General features: G+C 69.4%; 7 protein-coding genes. 3 read left to right on the top strand and 4 right to left on the bottom strand.

All coding sequences use genetic code 11. From position 1 onward, the window contains the following. Positions 1-71: 71 nt before the first annotated feature. Together ABZ693_RS09985 and ABZ693_RS09980 are read right to left on the bottom strand one after the other, a co-directional pair. Positions 72-1,991, bottom strand: a complete 1,920-nt coding sequence (locus tag ABZ693_RS09985; RefSeq protein ID WP_359875297.1) for an AAA family ATPase — start codon at positions 1,989-1,991, stop codon at positions 72-74. A 339-nt stretch (positions 1,992-2,330) separates the two neighbouring features. Next, a complete protein-coding gene (locus ABZ693_RS09980; RefSeq protein ID WP_359875296.1) occupies positions 2,331-2,987 on the bottom strand; it encodes a uridine kinase family protein in 657 nt (218 codons plus the stop codon). A gap of 206 nt (positions 2,988-3,193) precedes the next feature. On the opposite strand from ABZ693_RS09980, the gene ABZ693_RS09975 reads away from it, so the two are divergent. Continuing rightward, positions 3,194-4,612 (top strand): C39 family peptidase, encoded by a 1,419-nt coding sequence (locus tag ABZ693_RS09975; RefSeq protein ID WP_359875295.1) that lies wholly within the window; start codon positions 3,194-3,196, stop codon positions 4,610-4,612. A 55-nt stretch (positions 4,613-4,667) separates the two neighbouring features. Here ABZ693_RS09975 and ABZ693_RS09970 read toward each other — a convergent pair whose 3' ends face one another. Continuing rightward, complete coding sequence (locus ABZ693_RS09970) at positions 4,668-5,084, bottom strand: hypothetical protein (RefSeq protein WP_359875294.1); 417 nt, start codon at positions 5,082-5,084, stop codon at positions 4,668-4,670. Between the two features lie 45 nt (positions 5,085-5,129). After that, on the bottom strand, positions 5,130-8,357 hold the full coding sequence (locus ABZ693_RS09965; RefSeq protein ID WP_359875293.1) for a tetratricopeptide repeat protein: 3,228 nt from the start codon (positions 8,355-8,357) through the stop codon (positions 5,130-5,132). 294 nt (positions 8,358-8,651) lie between these two features. On the opposite strand from ABZ693_RS09965, the gene ABZ693_RS09960 reads away from it, so the two are divergent. Continuing rightward, complete coding sequence (locus ABZ693_RS09960) at positions 8,652-17,477, top strand: SpvB/TcaC N-terminal domain-containing protein (protein WP_359875292.1); 8,826 nt, start codon at positions 8,652-8,654, stop codon at positions 17,475-17,477. Then, positions 17,474-17,884 (top strand): hypothetical protein, encoded by a 411-nt coding sequence (locus ABZ693_RS09955; protein ID WP_359875291.1) that lies wholly within the window; start codon positions 17,474-17,476, stop codon positions 17,882-17,884. The genes ABZ693_RS09960 and ABZ693_RS09955 overlap by 4 nt, the downstream gene beginning before the upstream one ends. Positions 17,885-18,156: the final 272 nt, after the last annotated feature.

The following is an 18,156-nucleotide window of genomic DNA, read 5'->3' as shown; positions in this document are numbered from 1 at the left end:
GTCGTCAGCGGGAGCCGCCCGGGACCTGGATCCCGGGCGGCTCCCGTACATCCGGGGGAGCCGTACGGGACTCAGAGGCCCGGTTCCTGTGGGCCCCGGGCCGTCGGGCCGCGGCCCGACAGGACCTCGCCGTACGCCTGCATCAGATCGGGCAGCCGCAGCGTCGCCAGATCCTCGCGGGACGGGGTGCGGGCGAAGCCGGACAGCCGCAGATCGCGGTACGCGCAGGACTTCTCGTACAGGGTGCGCAGGAACCGCCCGTTGCCCAGCTCGTCGATCCAGCCCTGCTCGACCACGTGCCCGCTGATCGAGCGCAGCTCGTCCAGCGCCTCCTCGTCCCAGCCGTCGCCGTTGGCCGCCGCGAGCACCCGGCCGATCTCGGTGAGTTCGAGCGGGCGGTACGAGGGGAAGTCGACCCGGGTCGTGAAGCGCGAGGAGAGCCCGGGGTTGGCGGCCAGCAGCCGGTCCATGCCCTCGGGGTAGCCGGCCAGGATCACCACCAGATGGTCGCGGTTGTCCTCGGCGCGCTTGAGCAGCACCTGGAGCGCCTCGTCGCCGTACGCGTCGCCCTTGCTGTAGCCGGTGTTGGAGAGCGCGTACGCCTCGTCGACGAACAGCACCCCGCCGATCGCCGAGTCGATCAGTTCGTTCGCCTTCACGGCGGTCTGGCCCAGGTACTCGCCGACCAGATCGGCGCGCTGGGCCTCCACGAGGTGGTCGCCGCCGAGCAGCCCGAGCGCGTAGAACACCCGGCCGAGGATGCGGGCGACGGTGGTCTTGCCGGTGCCGGACGGGCCCGAGAAGACGAAGTGCCGCTTCGGCGGCTGGACGGGCAGCCCCTGCCCGGCGCGCAGCCGGGCCATCTCCAGCTGCGCCGACAGCGCCTTCACCTGCCGCTTGACCGGCTCCATGCCGACCATCCGCTCCAACTGCTCCAGCGCGTCCGCGAGCAGCTCCGGGTCGGTCGGGCTCGCGGGGAAGCGGGGCGGCACCGGCTGGCGGGGCACCGCCGCCTTCTGCCGGACGAACTCCGGGGGCTCCGGCGGTTCCGGCGGAACGGACGGCACGAACGGGGGCACGGCCTCGGTGCTGACCAGCAGCCCGTCCCCGGCCGGCACCTCCGGGTCGAACCCGGCCACCGCCTCCGTGTCGACGGCGGCCGGTATGTCCTGGCCGATCCCGCCGTACAGGGGCGCGCTCAGCCCGGGATCGTCCGGCCCCTCGAAACCGTCGTACTCGGCGATCGCGGCGAGCCGTGCCGTGGTGTCCATGAAGGCCGGGTCGATCCGGTGCACGGCCCGGTAGAGGGGGAGCGCGGCGGCCGTCCGGCCGGTGCCCTCGTGTGCCCGGGCCAGCCAGTAGCGGAGCTCCTTGCGCTGTGGCTGTTCGCTGCGGCAGCGCATGAGCGCGGCCGCCAGCATCGGCTCGGCCTGCCCGTACATCTCCAGGCGGACCCGGGCCATGCCACCGAACAGGCCCGCCTCGATGCCGAGGAAGGGATCGTCCACCAGCGGCTCGGTGTGCCGGACCAACTGGTCCCAGTCCTTGACGAGATACGCCCGGCAGGCGTGCAGGAAGCGCACGTGTAAGTCGGTGTCGACCGGCGGCAGCCCCGCCAACGCCCGGTCCAGCTCGGCCACATGGCGGCCGTCGAGCCAGTGCGAGGCGTGCGCGAGCAGCAGGTCGCGCGGGGTCTCCAGGACCGGCTGCACCCACCAGCCCAGCCAGTACCAGGAGTTGAGGTTCCGCCGGTGCCGTGCCCGCTGTTCGCCGAACCGTTCCCGGTGGCGGAACATCCGCAGCAGGGCGGTCGTGGTGTCGACCCGCAGCGCGTGCAGGCCGAGCCAGCCGTCCGCCATGCCGGGGTCGACGCGTACCGCCGTCCGGAACTCCTCCTCGGCCTGCGGATACGCGCCCATGGTGTAAGCGTCGACTCCGCGCAGCCAGGCGAGTTCGGCGGGGGCATGCGCGCCCTGTGTGCCGAAATCCATCGGTCCCCCACAACCGTCTTCACGTGGACGGGAATTGACCACACCGAGGGGCATCGTACCGGCGTGGAGGGCGTGTGAAGAGGGAGAAGGAGGCGATCCCCTCGATCAGGGGGATCCGCCAGGGGCCGTTCGGCTCGATTCCGACGTGGCGGCGGCCGGTTCACCGATGATTACGGACGGTGAGATCGGGAGGCGGAACGAAGCCCCCGATCACGGGGGAACAACCGGGGGCTTCGCGTCCGCGGCGGCTCCGGAGAGCCGCACATTGAGAACGTAAGACCTGTACGCCCCTTGGGTCAAGCCGAGTTGAGGCACTCGCGCAAGCGGAATCCGGCCGGCTCAGTTTGCGGCCGGGGAGCCGTCACGGTACGTGATGGTCTGGTGCGCGCCTGCTGCCACAGAAGGCCCGGGCAGCCACACGTAACCCTCTCCGCACTCCCGTACCAGGGCGTCGGCGAACGGCCGTGAAGGGTCCTCGGTGAAATGGCGAGTCTCCGCCACGGTCCAGCCGTCCCAGAAATCGGCGAGCTCATGCCCGTCCCGGTGCCGGCCGCGGACCCAGGACTCCTCGGGGCCGCGCTCCATCCACAGCAGCCGCGCCAGATACGGGCGCAGCACCCGCCGCCCGGCCCCCACGCCCTCCACCAGGACCACGGGTGCCGGCGGGAGCGGCCGGAGCGGGCCGAAGCGGCGCCGGTCCCAGTCGTACGGGGCGTAGTGCGCGTGCTCGCCCCGGGAGAGCGGGCCGATCACCTGGCGCAGCATCCGGTCCGTCCACGCGAAGGGCTCGTCGTGGGTGGCGAGGTCGTCGAGATGGAGCACGGGCGCGGGCCCGGTGGCGGTGCCTGTATGGAGGGTGTCGAGTGCGGTGGCGAGCCGCCCGGCGAGCGTCGACTTCCCGGAGCCCGCGTGGCCGTCGATCGCGACCAGCCGCACCGGACCGCAGGAGGGCGGCAGCCGGAGGAGTTCCGCGGCGAGGCGGTCGAGAGCGTCCATGGCCCCAGGGTAGGCGAGTCGATCCCGGCGCCCCGCCGCGGCCCGGCGCGTCCGTCCGCAGGTCAGCGCGGCCCGGTCCGCCAGTGGCACAGACCAATATTGCTCGCGCGGCGCCGGTCGAATCGCTGGCAGAAGCCGTCCGCGAGCCGCGATAGTGGGGCCCGCAGCCCGTCCCTTCGCCACCACCGACTGGAGGGTCACCGCCCATGCCCCCTGCCACCCCGCGCAGAACCGTCCTCGCCGCCGCCCTCGCGACGGCCGCCGGCACGGTCGCGGCCACCGCCGCGAGCACCATCCCCGCCTCCGCCGCCGCTGCCGCACCGTGCGGCGCCGGGGGCGACACCTGCGGCGACGAGGCCGTCACGACGACGGCCGGCCAGGCCCCGCCGGCGGCCGGAGCCGTCGACAACCGCTTCTGGCACACGTACACCGACTGGCGCTGCGGCACGCCCGCCGGCACCCGCGCCGTCTCCGGCCGCCGCCCCGGTCTCGTCATCGGCACCCCGGCGGGCACCACCGAGTACACCGACCCGCACACCGGGCGGACGAGCGGCTGGGAGTACGCGAGCTGGACCTCGCCCCGCCACACCTCCACCGTCCCGGCCACCGAGCTCGTCGCCTCCTGGAACGCCGACACCCCGGCCGGCACCTGGCTCCAGGTGGAGCTGCGCGGCACGTACGGCGACGGTACCGAGACGCCCTGGTTCGTGATGGGCCGCTGGGCCGCGGGCGACACCGACATCCGGCGTACCTCGGTCGACGACCAGACCGACGGCAAGGCGTCGATCTGGACGGACACCTTCTCGGTCGACGACCCGGCGAGCGGGCTGCGGCTCGTCTCGTACCGGCTGCGGCTCACCCTCTACCGCACGCCCGGCACCACCCTCACGCCGACGGTGTGGCGGATCGGCGCGATGGCCTCGGACGTCCCCGACCGGTTCACGGTGCCCGCGTCCACGCCCGGTCTCGACCGCGAACTGACCGTGCCGTGCTACTCGCAGAACATCCACGTCGGCCAGTACCCGGAGTACGACAACGGGGGCGAGGCCTGGTGCAGCCCCACCTCCTCGCAGATGATCATCGAGTACTGGGACCGCCGCCCCACCGCCGAGGACCTGGCCTGGGTCAACCCGGAGTACGCCGACCCCCAGGTCTGCCATGCCGCCCGGTTCACCTACGACCACCAGTACGAGGGCTGCGGTAACTGGCCCTTCAACGCCGCCTACGCCGCCTCGTACACCGACATGAACGCGGTGGTGACCCGGCTGCGCTCGCTCACCGACGTGGAGACCCTGATCCGGGCCGGCGTCCCGGTCATCACCTCCCAGTCCTTCCTCAAGGCGGAGCTGACCGGCGCGGGTTACGGCACCTCGGGCCACCTGATGACGGTCATCGGCTTCACCGCCGACGGCGACGTGATCGCCAACGACCCGGCCTCGCCCAGCGACGTGGCCGTCCGCCGCGTCTACCGGCGCCGCGAATGGGAGAACATCTGGTTGAGAACCAAACGCTACGACGCGAACGGCAAGGTCAGAAGCGGTACGGGCGGGGTCTGCTACCTCTACTGGCCCGAAAAGCCGGAGGCGAGTCAGCACCGCGTGTTGCGGTCCCTCGGGCTGCTGTGAGCTTGATCGAACGATGTCCGAGTCAGCGGGACGCCTCGTGGGAGAGGAGTCGGGGTCACGGCCGGATCGTGGTGTTGTCGCCGGTGACGGCCGTGCCGATGGTCTGTGCGGCGATGGACCGCTGACCGGACGCGGTGATCGTCACAGCACCGGCCGCGGGAAGCCGGGCGGCCAGTTCGGCGAGCAGCTGCGGATCCTCCCGTAGCGTCCGCTTGATCTGCTGGCGCAGGGCGGCAGCAGCATCGGCGTCCCCCGGTTCCTCGGCCGCCTCACGTACCGCCGCCTCCAGTTCCGGGCGTCCGGCCGGGCTCCGGCGCCCCCAGACCGCATGCAGAATACTGCGCCCTGCGTTCGCCGTCGCTCCCACCGCGGCGTCCTCAGCCCGGGCCAGCACCCCCGCACCGTAGGCACCCAAGGCCGCGCTCAGATACGGCCCTGCCTGCCCCATGAACTGCACGATCTCCGCTCCCACAACCCACCTCTGAATTCCTGTCAGTGACTGAGGCCGGGCATCAGACTAGGCCGCCCCCCACTCGGCCGAGTCGATCCTCGCGCAGATCTGTGCGACGAGCGGGTTCTCCGGGCCCAGGACGGGTTCGATCCTGTCGAGGGCTGCGCGATAGAGGGCGATCGCCTTTCGGTGTGCGCCGGCCTCCTGATGGGTGTCCGCCAGGGTGAGTTGGGCGTTCAGGACATTCGGGTGGTCACCGAGGGTCTGCTGCCAATGGGAGAGGTTGGCTTCGTGCAGTGGCACGGCCAGATCGGGTCGGCCAGCGAACCGGTAGATCTCGGCCAGGTACTGCCGTTGCTCGAGTGCGTCCGGGTGGGTGGCGCCGAGTTCCTTCTCGGTGAGCGCGACGCTCTGTTCCAGCAGTTCGGTCGCCTGGGCGGGGCTGCCGGACCTGCCGTGGGCGCGAGCCAGCATGGCGGTGCAGTGGAGTGTTTGCGGGTGGGTGCCGCCGAGTTCGGCCTCCAGCTGTGCGCGGATGTCCGCCAGGACGGCGACTGCCTGTTCCGCGCTGCCGGACTCGAGGTGGGCGGCGGCCAGGTTCGTCCGGCCGGTGACAGTGTGTGGGTGCGTGTCGCCGAACACGAGGCCGGCGTTCCGCACGCTGACCTCCAGGAGTTGGACGGCGCGTCGGGCGTCGCCGACCGTGAGGTGTGCGATGGCCAGGTTGCTCCGACACACCACGGTGTGCGGGTGGTCCTCGCCGAGCGACCGGATGCACCGCTCCAGTGTCGTCTCCGCGAGGGGCACGGCCCGCGCCGGATCGTCCGTCTGACGCAGTGCGTCGGCCAGGCCGATGTAGTTCGCCAGAGTGTCCGGGTGGGACTCGCCGAAGACCTGCTCGCACTGGGCGACGACGGTCTCGAAGAGCGGGACGGCGCCGGCCGGGTCGCCCGCCGCGAGGTGGGTCTTCGCGAGGCCGCTTCGGGTGGCGAGGGTGTGGGGGTGGGTCTCGCCGAGCAGCGCGGCACGGTGCTCGAGGACGGTGTCGTACTGGGCGATCGCACGTCCTGCGTCACCGGCGGCCTGGTATGCCTGCGCCAGCCCGTTCCTGGTGCTCAGGGTCTGGGGGTGGGCGTCGCCGAGCAGGTGGGCGCTCTGCGCGGCCGCGGTCTCCAGCAGTGGGAGCGAGCGGGACGGGTTCCCGGCGTCCCGGTAGGCGCAGCCGAGGTTCGCGCGGACGGCGATGGTCTCCGGGTGCGCCTCGCCGTACACCTCCTCGCACCGGGCCAGGGCCGTTTCGAGATGCTGCGCCGCCTGCTCTGGGCGTCCGGCGATCGCATAGGCGTAGGCGAGGTTGTTCCGGCTGGTGATGGTTTCGGGATCGCTGTCGCCGAGCGCCTGCTGCCATTGGGCGAGCACGGCGGTGTACATCGGAATGGCGCGCGGCAGGTCGCCTGAGGCGAGGTAGGCCGCCGCCAGGCCGTGCCGGCTGGTCAGGGTGGCAGGATGGGTTGGTCCCAGGGATTGCTCGTACTGCGTGAGGGTCGCCTCATGCAGAGAGATGGCACGATCCAGGTCGCCGGACGCGTGATAGGCGCGGGCCAGTTCCTCGCAGCTGACGAGAGTGTCGGGGTGGTCCTCGCCAAGTGCCTGCCTACGCCGGGCCAATGTCCCCTCGTGGAGTGCGACGGCACGGGCCAGATCGCCGGAGTCACGGTAGGAGTTGGCGAGGTTGGAGGTGACCGTGAGTGTCCCCGGGTGTGACTCTCCGAAGATCCGCGCGCACTGGGCGACCATCGGTTCGAGGATCGCGATGGACCGGCCGAAGTCCCTGGCTCCGTGGTAGGCGCCGGCCAGGTTCGCGCGGACCTTCAGGGTGAGTTCGTGCTCGGCGCTGGCGAGTGCTTCGCAGCTGGCGAGGGCTGCCGTGAGCAGCGGAACGGCGCGGGCGTCGTGGCCGAGGCCAGCGAGGTAGCTCGCGGCGCTCGCGTACCGTCCGGCGGGAAAGGTGTCGGCGTGCCCGTCAGGAGTGGTGGCCGCGAGTGCGACGAGGTGTGGGAGCAGCCGATCCCATACGGGGGACCGGCCATCGTCGGGCGGTTCTCCCAGGGGTATGACCGCGGCGCACAGCAGCCGTTCGGCCTCCAGCCGTTCGGCCTCCAGCCGACCGGCCGGCGCCGTGCCACCAGGGGGTGACTGGTTCCGGAGGGTGGCCTGGACCAGTCGGTGGACGCTCACCGTGTCCTGGGTGAGGGAGACCATGCAGTAGACCCCAAGGACTCCAAGGGCCTCGTGGAGTTCGTCGCTGTCGTCAGCGATAGGGGCCAGCAGTTCCACCGGGATGTCATCGGGCGCCAGCCACGCCAACGCGGAAAGGACGGATACTGCCAGGGGGTTGCGCTCCGTGAGGGTGCTGATCGTCTGGCGCCAGATCCGGGCGACGGTGCGCTCTGGGGCGATACCTTCAGGAGCCTTGTCCAACGCGCTGATCAGCCTTCGGCGGTAGCGCTCGATGCCGATCGTCGGGTTTTGCGCCAGGTAGGCGCCGGCCTGCATCAGACCGATGGGAAGCTGCCCCAGGTCAGCGGCGAGGGCCCGGGCTTCATGCATCTGACGGTGGGTCGGCGGGGTCTCGCCGAGCGCGTGCCTGCAGAGGAGTTCACTTGCCGCGGCCAGGTCGAGTACGTCCAGGGCCAGCGTCGCGACGGAGGTCGGCCAGCCGGCCGACCGTCGGCTGGTGGCGATGACGGAGCCGTTCAGCGCGCCGATGTACGGACGCAGATCGGCCGGATTCTCGACATTGTCGAAAACCAGCAGCCAACCCGGATGCCACTGCAGCCACATCGTCGCCCAGGCGGCGCGCTCTTCGGTGGATGCGCTGCCGGCCCACGTGGGGATCAGCCGAAGAGCGAGGTCGGCCAGCGATTGCTCGATGCCGGCGGGAGAACCGGCGGCGATCCACCAGGCCACCGTGTGTTCGTCGCGGTGTCTGTGGGCGTACTCGAGCGCCAGGGTGCTCTTGCCGACGCCGCCGAGGCCCTGGACGACGGCAGTCCTGGCGGCTCGCTGCCCGGGCTCCGCCCTGAGCGTGCCGCGCAGCCGGCCCAGCGCGTCGGTGCGGCCGAGACACAGCGGGAGCGGCGGCAGATTGGTGAACCCGGCAGGCGCCTGGACATCGCGCGCCGAGTTCAGCAGCTCGGCCGTGAGGATGGCGACCGGGCCGGTGATCGCCGTCCCGATGTGATGGGCGGCGACAGACCCGGATCCTGTCGCCTCAAAGGTGAAGTTCGTCATCGTAAGACCCGTCGCCCCCCGTCGCCGATGATCTCCGTCGACTGTACTTCGCTGCTTCCGCGCACGACCCGGCCCGGAGGACTGATATGGCTCAAAGGGCGAAAACGGCCTGGACGATCGCCCGCTCACACCGGTCAGAACTCGCGTTGCCGGATCGTTACCACACGGGCGGGTGTTGTCCGGAAAGCCTGTACGAACGAACCAACTCGCGAACTACCGTGCGGTAGCGCAGGGGGCGGGGGTCGTCGGATGACTCGTGCTCCGGGGGAAGTCCGGCGGTACGGGGGCTCTTTGATGACTGTCCAGCGCGTGGTCCGCGGCCGTTCGGGCGTGATCATCATCCTGGCCATGGTGCTCACCATGTCCGGGCTGACCTCGCCCGAGCTGTTCCGCAGCGCCGCCGCGACGGTGCCGGACGCCGGGTCGGCGGTCACCGGGCCGGAGGGGCCGGAGGGCACGTCGTTCAACCCGAACCAGATCAAGGACATCAAGGCGGCCGACCCCGGCTCCGGGGTGAACCTGGTCGAGGCGCCCTCGGCGAACAACAGCGGTGACGCGCGGTTGTCGTACCCGCTGGAGGTGCCGAAGGGCCGCGCGGGCCTGGAGCCGAATCTGGCCCTCAGCTACAACTCGTCGGGGACGAACGGGTGGCTCGGCGCGGGGTGGGACCTCACCACCCCGATGGTCACGGTCGACACGCGGTGGGGTGTGCCGCGCTACGACGCCGGACTGGAGACCGAGACCTACCTGCTCAACGGTGAGCAGCTGACCCCGGTGGCGCACCGGAGCGCGTTGCAGGCGCGCACCGCGGAGAAGGTGTTCCACTCCCGGGTGGAGGGCTCGTTCGACCGTATCGTGCGCCACGGCGACAGCCCCGCGAACTACTGGTGGGAGGTCACCGACAAGCAGGGTGTCCGCACGCTCTTCGGCGGCACGGCCGACAGCACGCTGGCCGACGGCAAGGGTCGCGTCGCGACCTGGGCGGCGCGGGAGGTCCGCGACGGCCACGACAACGTGCTGCGCTACCGGTACGCCAAGGTGGCCGACGGCGGCACGGCGGGCTCCGCGGTGCCGGGCAGCGACCTGTACCCGCAGAAGATCACCTACACCGGCAGCGGCGACACCGACGGCAGGTACTCCGTGACGTTCGTCCGGGACCGTGAGCGCGGCGAGCCCCGCCGGGCGGACGTGCGGATCGACGCCAAGTACGGGTTCAAGAAGGTCACCGCCGACCTGTTGCGGCACGTCGAGGTCAAGCTGGACGACCAGCTGATCCGCGCCTACGAGTTGAACTACCGGACCGGCGCGTTCGCCAAGACGCTGCTCACCTCGGTGTCGCAGTTCAGCGAGAGCAATCAGCTGTTCAACACCCACACGTTCGACTACTTCGACGACGTGCGCGACCAGTCGGGCAACTACAACGCCTTCGCCGACGCGGCGGGTTGGTCGGTGCCGGATGACGGCCTCGGGGTGAACATCCGCGAAGGCGAGGCCAGCGCGATCTCGGCGAACACGTCGGTCGGCTTCGGCGCGCACCTGTTCGCGGGCTACAACGTGCAGGGGCTGACGACCAAGGAGGGTTCCGTCGGGCTGAAGGTCGGGTTCAGCGCGGGCCAGTCCGACGGCCTGTCGGCGCTGGCCGATGTGAACGGCGACAACCTGCCGGACAAGGTGTTCCGCAAGAACAAAGACGTGTTCTACCGGCCCAATCTGGCCAGACCTGGGGGTGAGCCGAAGTTCGGCGACACGCCGATCAAGCTCACCAACCTCCCGGGAATCTCGACCGAGCGCACGCTGTCCGGCACCATCGGCGTCGAGTCGTACGTCCTCACCACCTCGGCCCAGCTGGACTTCGTGGGCACCACGACCACCTCGGACCGGTTCTTCAGCGACGTCAACGGTGACGGCATAGCCGACCTGGTGAACAACGGCGGCGTGCTGTTCGGCTACCTGGACGCGAACGGGCAACCTGCCTACAGCGCGGACTCCACCCGCACCCCGGTGCCGATCGGGGGCGGCGCGGTGACCGGCGAGATCGTCGGCGATCAGACCGCGCAGTTCAACCAGCAGGTGGACAACTCGCCGCTGTTGGACACGGTGCGCCGCTGGGTCGCGCCGTTCGACGGCAACGTCCGCGTGGACGGCCGCGTGCAGCTGACCCAGGATCCCTCCCCGGCACGGGCGGCCTACACCAAGGCCGACGGCGTGCGGGTCACCATCCAGCACAAGGACGCCGAACTCTGGGCGCAGCGGATCGGCCCCGACGACCACACCGAGTTCACCCCGGGCAATGTGGCGTCGATTCCGGTGAAGAAGGGAGACGCCCTCTACTTCCGCACACAATCCATTCTGGACGGCAAGTACGACACCGTGGCGTGGGACCCGGAGATCACCTACACCAACCTGCCGGCCGGCACGGACGCGAACGGGTTGGCGAACACCGTGTTCCGCGCGTCGGCCGACTTCACCTTCGGCGGCAGGCCCTCCTTGGTGACCGTGCCGGTGAACGGCACGCTGCGGCTGACCGGTGACGTGGTCAAGTCCAAGGCGACGTCGGACGACGTGACCGTCGTGATCGAGAAGGGCAACGGCGTCCACCCCGGCGCGGAGGTGTACCGCAAGGTCCTGCCCGCCGCGTCGACCGGTACCACCGCGATCGACGTGAGCATTCCGGTCAGCATGTTCGAGAAGATGTCGTGGAAGCTGAAGACCGACTCCCCGATCGACGTCTCGGCGGTGAGCTGGGCACCGAAGGCGCACTACACGGCCGCGCAGGGGGTCGAGTCGGTCGTCGACGCCAAGGGCGATCCCACGCTGGTGATCACCCCGCCGTACGACATGACCATGTTCCCGGCGGACACCCTCACCGCGCCGCAGCAGTCCTACAAGGCGACCAGGACCGGCCAGTTGAAGGTGCGGCCGAAGGTGTCCCTCAACTTCGGGTTCTTCGGTGACGCCAACATCGCGTTGACGGTGAAGAAGCGCGGCGGGCAGCTGCTCGGCAAACGGGTCTTCCAGGCCAAGGACACCTCCTTCGGTGGCCCGAACCTTGACCTGACCGTGCCGGTCACCGCCGGCGACGAGCTCTATATCGACTACTCCACGACGGATACCCGACTGCTCGGCGCACTCCTCGAGCAGTCCGCGTCGGTCACCTATGACGTGACGTCCAGCTGGCCGACCTTCACCCCGGCGCCCAGCGCCATGCACGGTTCCGTCGGGCAGGGCGCCTTCGCCCAGCCCTACCGCGGCTGGGGTGTGATCGGCTACCAGGGCAACCGCGACCGCGCCACCCAGCCGCTCAAGCAGGCCGAACTTACGCTGGACCAGAGCTTCAAGGACGCACTTCCCAAGGAGCCCAAGGAAGCGGACGTCGCGCCCTTCGCCGCGAACCCCCGGCTCACCATGCCGCGCCTCGCGGTGTTCGCCCCCGTCCCCGCCAAGGGCGGCTGGGCCGCTCAGGACGAGTCCTCCTGGGCCACCGCCGCGATGGCGACGAGTTCCCGCCTCGGCGCGGACACCATCGACATCGTCACCGACGCCGACGTGGCGGGCGACCGGACAGTGATGCGCCGCGGTGTCACCGGCCAGGTGTCGGCCACCCTCGCGGCCGGCCCGTTCGGCGGCACCGTGGTCGGCGGGATCACCGCGGGTTCGGTCGACTACCTCGACCTCAACGGCGACGGCTACCCCGACGTCGTGGGCGCCAAGGAGATCCAGTTCTCCGACATGACCGGCGCGCTCGGCGCCACGCGCGGCACCCTCGGCGGCAACGTCCGCGAGGCGGACAACGTCTCCGGCAACGTGTCGCTCTCCGCGGGCAGCGAGACCGCCACCATCGCCAGCGCCCTGGGCATGGCCGCGCCCGACGCGGGCACCAGCGCCAACACCGCCACCACCGGCGCGGTCCAACCGTCGCTCGGCATCGGCGGCAGCCTCGGCGGCGGCGAGTCCGACGTCCGCGTCGACCTGATCGACATCAACGGGGACGGGTTGCCGGACAAGGTGTTCGGCAACGGCGACGTCCAGTTGAACCTCGGCTACTCCTTCGCCGCCCGCGAACCCTGGTCGGCCGGACCGATCAACGACGCGTCCACCCGCAACGTCGGCGTCAACCTCGGCTTCAACGTCGACCGCTACGGCTTCGCGGGCGGAGTCTCCGCCGAGCTGGGAACCTCGTACACCAAGGCGAGCATGACGGACGTCAACGGCGACGGCCTCACCGACCGGGTGTTCACCGACGGGGCCAACCCGATCAAGGTCGCGCTCAACACCGGCACCGGCTTCACCGCGCCCGCCCCCTTCCGCGGCAGCTTCCCCGACATCGCCGTCGACAAGAACGCCAGCCTCGGCGGGGGCGTCTACTTCACCGTCGGCCTGCCCACTCCCGTCGGCGTCTTCGTCTTCAACCCCGGCGTCAACGCGTCCACAGGCATCAGCCGGGCCGAAACCAGCCTGCGGGACGTCAACGGCGACGGCCTGGCCGACCACGTCAAGTCCACCCGGGACAACGAACTCCTCGTCGCGGTCAACAAGACCGGTCGCACCAACCTGCTGCGCTCGGTCAGCCGGCCGATGGGCGCCCGAATCGACCTGGACTACACCCGGTCGGGCAACACCGCCGACATGCAGGAGAGCCGCTGGGTGCTGTCCCGCACCTCGGTGTTCGACGGGCTCGCGGGTGACGGTGCCGACACGCGACTGACCACCTTCCGCTACGAGCAGGGCCGCTACGACCGGCTGGAACGCGAGTTCCTCGGCTTCGGCCGCGTGGTGACCGAGGACCGCGACACCGGTACGGATGACGCCGTTCGCCGCACGGTGACCGACGAGTACCGCACCGACGGATACGTGAGCCGCGGCCTGCTCACCCGCACGCTGACCGAGGACGGCGCCGGCCACCCGTACCGCGAGACACTCAACACCTACCGGTTGCTTGACATCTCCACGGACCAGGAAGCCGACCCGAAGAGCCGGACCGCCACCGTCTTCCCGCAGCTCACCCGCGTCGAGGAAAAGCACTACGAAGGCGCGGACGCCGCGGGAAAGTCCACCTTCACTGACCTTTCCTACGACGAGTACGGCAACGTCATCCGCACCTTCGACGCGGGTGACGAGGGCACCGCGGACGACCTGGAGACCGTCTTCGCCCACAGCGGCTCCGACACGCAGTGCCGCGACCGGAACCTCGTCGGCGTCGTCAACGCGATACGGCAGAAGGCCGCGGCGACCGGCGCACTCCTGCGCCACCGCGAATCCACCGTCGACTGCGCGACCGGCGCCGTGCGCCAGATACGCGAGTACCTCGACGAGGACACCGCGGCCGTCTCCGACCTGACGTACCACCCGGACGGGAACCTGAAATCGGTGACCGGTCCGGCCAACGCACAAGGGCAGCGCTACAAGCTGGAGTACGGCTACGACACCACCGTCGGCGTACACGTCGAGTCCATCGAGGACAGCTTCGGCTACCGCTCGTCCACGGCGTACAACCTCAAATACGGGCAGCCCGAGCGGAACACCGACCACAACGGCCAGCCGCTCCGGATGTCCTACGACAGTGTCGGCCGACTCGAAGAGGTGACCGGGCCTTACGAGAAGGACGGCGACCGGGCCACGATCACCTTCGGCTACCACCCCGAGGCGACCGTCCCGTACGCCACGACCGAGCACCTCGACCGTGCCGCCTCGGGCGTACGCGACGACACCATCGACACCCTCACCTTCACCGACGGCCTCAAGCGTGTCCTGCAGACCAAGAAGGACGCCTCGGTGTCCGCCTCGCCCGGGGCCACGCCCACCCAGGTGATGACGGTCTCTGGCCGGCTGAAGTTCGACTCCTTCGGCCGCGCCGTGGAGAAGTACTACCCGGTGACCGAGGACAAGGGAGCCGCGAACACCACGCTCAACGCCTCCTTCGACTCCGTGGCACCCACGAAGGAGACCTTCGATGTCCTGGACCGCTCGGTCAGGACCGTGCAACCGGACGGCGCCACCACCAGCACCGGGTACGCCTTCGGCGAGGACCGGGCGGGCACGACCCGCTTCGAGCGGACGGTGACCGACGGCAACGGCAAGGAGCGCCGCACCTACACCGACGTCCGGGGCGCCACCACATCGGTGAAGGAGTTCAACGGCTCCTCGGCGATCTGGACCAGCTACGCGTACGACCCCGCAGGTCAGGTCACGACGATCACCGACGACAAGGACAACGTCACGCGCGCCGGCTACGACGCACTGGGACGTCGTACTTCGTTCGACAGCCCGGACGCCGGGCGCTCCGAGACCCGCTACGACCTCGCCGGGAACGTCACATCGAAGATCACCGCGAACCTGCGGGCAGCGGACAAGGCCGTCGAGTACGACTACGAGTACTCGCGGCTGAAGGCCATCCGCTACCCGACGTTCCCGGAGAACAACGTCTCCTACGAGTACGGAGCCCCCGGCGCACCGGACAACGCGGCCTCGCGCGTCACTGAGGTCCACGACGCGGCGGGAACGGTGAAGCGCGCCTACGGTGCGCTCGGCGAGGTGATCAAGGAGACCCGCACCATCACCGCGGTCCCGGACGCCCCGCGCACCTACACCACCGCCTGGCGCTACGACGCCTTCAACCGTGTGCTGGAGATGACCTATCCCGACGGCGAGGTCCTGACCTACGACTACGACTCGGGCGGCCAGGTCGGCCGGGCCACCGGATCCAAGAACGGCACCGACTACACGTACCTGGACCGGATCGACTACGACAAATTCGGGCAGAAGATCCTCCAGCAGACCGGCAACGGGGTGCGCACCACCTACACCTACGACGCCGAGGACCGCCGACTCGGAGCGCTGAAGTCCGTGGCGCCGGGCGGAACCGCGTTCCAGAACCTCGGCTACACGTACGACAAGATCGGCAACATCACCTCGCTGGCGAACAACGCGCCGCAGGGCGGGGACATCGGCGGACCGAGCAGCCAGACCTACGGATACGACGACCAGTACCGGCTCACCTCCGCGTCCGGCCAGTACACGGACAAGAACAACGCGGTCAACACGTACACACTGAGCCTGGGCTACGACTCGATCCACAACACCACGAGCAAGTCGCAGAACCACGAGGTCACCGGCGGCACCCCGGCCTTCCCGGTCGGAGGTGGCGGAGCCGGGCCGATCGAACCGGTCGAGGACCCGTCCAACCCGGGCGACGTCCAGGACCGGACCACCTACGACTACACGTACGTCTACGACGGCGCCAGACCGCATGCCCCGACCAAGGTTGGTCCCGTCAGCCATGCCTACGACGCCAACGGCAACCTGACAGGCACGGTCAACACAGCCGTCGCCGACAAGCGCCGGCAGTACGTGTGGGACGAGGAGAACCGCCTCGTCTGCAACCAGGACACAGCGACCGGCACCCTCACACAGGACCCGAGCGGCTGCGCCGGCGCCACCGTCTCCTACGTCTACGACGACAAGGGCGACCGCCTCGTCAAGCGGAGCGACGACGGACTCTCCCTCTACCCGAACCGGTACTACAGCGAACGCGACACCACCGGCTACAAGCACGTCTTCGTCGGCGACAGCCGCGTGACGACCAAAACCGTCGCGACCACCGGTGCCGAGGACGCCCAGCAGTTCTTCCACGCAGACCACATCGGCTCCTCCGGCTACGTCACCGACAAGCAGGGCGAGGTCACCGAGCACCTGGAGTACTTCCCGTACGGGGAGACCTGGGTGGAGGAACGGACCGGACAGGCGGACACGCCCTACCAGTTCACCGGCAAGGAACTCGACGCGGAGACCGGGCTCTACTACTACGGAGCCCGCTACTACAACCCACGGACCCAACTCTGGGCGAGCACCGACCCGGTGCTGCCCGACTACCTCGACGGGGACATGGCGGGCGGCATCGCCGAGCCGCGCAACCTCGCCGCCTACACCTACACCCACAACAACCCGGTCAAGCTCACCGACCCGACCGGCAAGTGGCCGAAGATGCCGTCCTGGAAGACGATCGGCCACACCACCCTCGACGTCGTCGGCATGGTCCCGGTCGTCGGTGAGGTCGGCGACCTGGCCAACGCGGGCTGGTACGCGGCGGAAGGCGACTACGTCAACGCCGGCCTCTCCGCCGCCTCGGCCATCCCGGGCGCGGGCTACGCGGCGAACGCCGCCAAGTACGGCAACAAGGCACTCGACGCCGCACAGGCCGCCAAGAACGCCAACAACGCCGCCGATGCGTCGACTACGGCCAAGGCGGCCGACACGGCACCCGTACCGAAGGCGGCCGACAGCCCTCCCGCACCGAAACCGGCCGACAGCGGAGCCGCCCCCAAGGCTGCCGACAACACGGCAGGGAACTGCGGCACCGGCAACAGCTTCACCCCGGACACCATGGTCATGATGGCCGACGGCGACCACAAGGCCATAGGCCAGGTGCGCGTCGGCGACAAGGTCACCGCCACCGACCCGGTGACCGGAGAAGCCGGCCCGCGCACGGTCACCGCGCTCATTACCGGTGAGGGCCAGAAGAACCTGGTCGAGATCACCGTAACCAACCCCGGCGGACATCCGGGCAAGGTCGTCGCGACGGACAATCACCCGTTCTGGGCGCCCGAACTCGGCAAGTGGCTCTACGCCAAGGAAATCGTCCCCGGAATGCTGCTGCAGACCGGCAACGGCACCTACACCCAGGTGAGCGCGGTGCGCGCGTGGACCCAGCACGAGCGGGTCCACAACCTCACGGTTAATGACCTGCACACGTACTATGTGCTCGCGGGAACCATGCCGGTCCTGGTGCATAATTGCGACTTCGTTGTGGGCTCGAACGGAACCGCCGTGCCTACCAGTGCATCACGATTGGAATCCGGTTTGCAGTCTGCCGTTAATTCCGGAGAGCCCGGATTTAGCACCTTCCCGACTCGTTCGGCAGGTGTCGGATACGAGCTGCCGGATGGTAGCAGGGTCCGCATCATGCAGCCCTCGGCCAATGGGAATGCCGGCCTTCGGGCGTCATTTACAAACGGCTCGGATGCACCTGTGAGTCCATTCACTGGAAAGCCTGTCCAACCGCCCCGCGGCGTCAATCCGAAGCAGTACGTCCGCGAGCGTACACACGTCGAATTGGGGCCGTGATGGAGTCGGTATTGGAGGAGATCCGACGGTTTCTCCCGCTCAGTGTCACCACAGTTGAAGCAGATAGCGACGGCATTTGCCTTCAAGGGGATCGTTGGCGACTGCGCATCAATACCAGCTGGCGGGTAACTGAAGGCGGCCAGATCACCATTTCACCGAGTCTGACGAGAGATGGGTCGTCGTTCTACGGCCTGGAAGATCTTGTTGGCGATGAAGTTGTCGACGTTGGTATCCAAGGCGTCCAATTCAGGCAGGACTTGTACGTGGTAACCCGCGAAGGGCGAATCCTGGAGATCTTCAGTGACTTCCCTTACGGTGAATGGCTGTTGTCGATTTCGGATATGGGTGACGAACGAAGAATCCCGATCTTCGATCTCGAAGGACCAGTGTCCGACGTTGCCCAATAGGATCGAGGGGGCCCCGGCCGGCGAAGGCCTGCGGGAAGTGGGGCTGCCGCCAGGCGTACATGTTGTGTCGCGAGTCCGGCACTGGTGTCGAGACCACGAGTGGATGTCTGCCCGGCGACGAGGCCCCGGAGTCAGCACCGATCCAGCACGACGCACTCGAACGGACCGGAACGGACGCCAGCGGAAGTCAGCACCAGGTCAGCACCACCGCGACCGCGCTCGATTTGCCTCACGCGGTCCGAGCCTTTGACCTGCATGTTTGTGCAGGAGGG

The organism is Streptomyces laurentii (genome assembly GCF_040635425.1).
Lineage (GTDB): Bacteria > Actinomycetota > Actinomycetes > Streptomycetales > Streptomycetaceae > Streptomyces > Streptomyces laurentii.
This window is presented reverse-complemented; position numbering and strand designations above follow the sequence as displayed.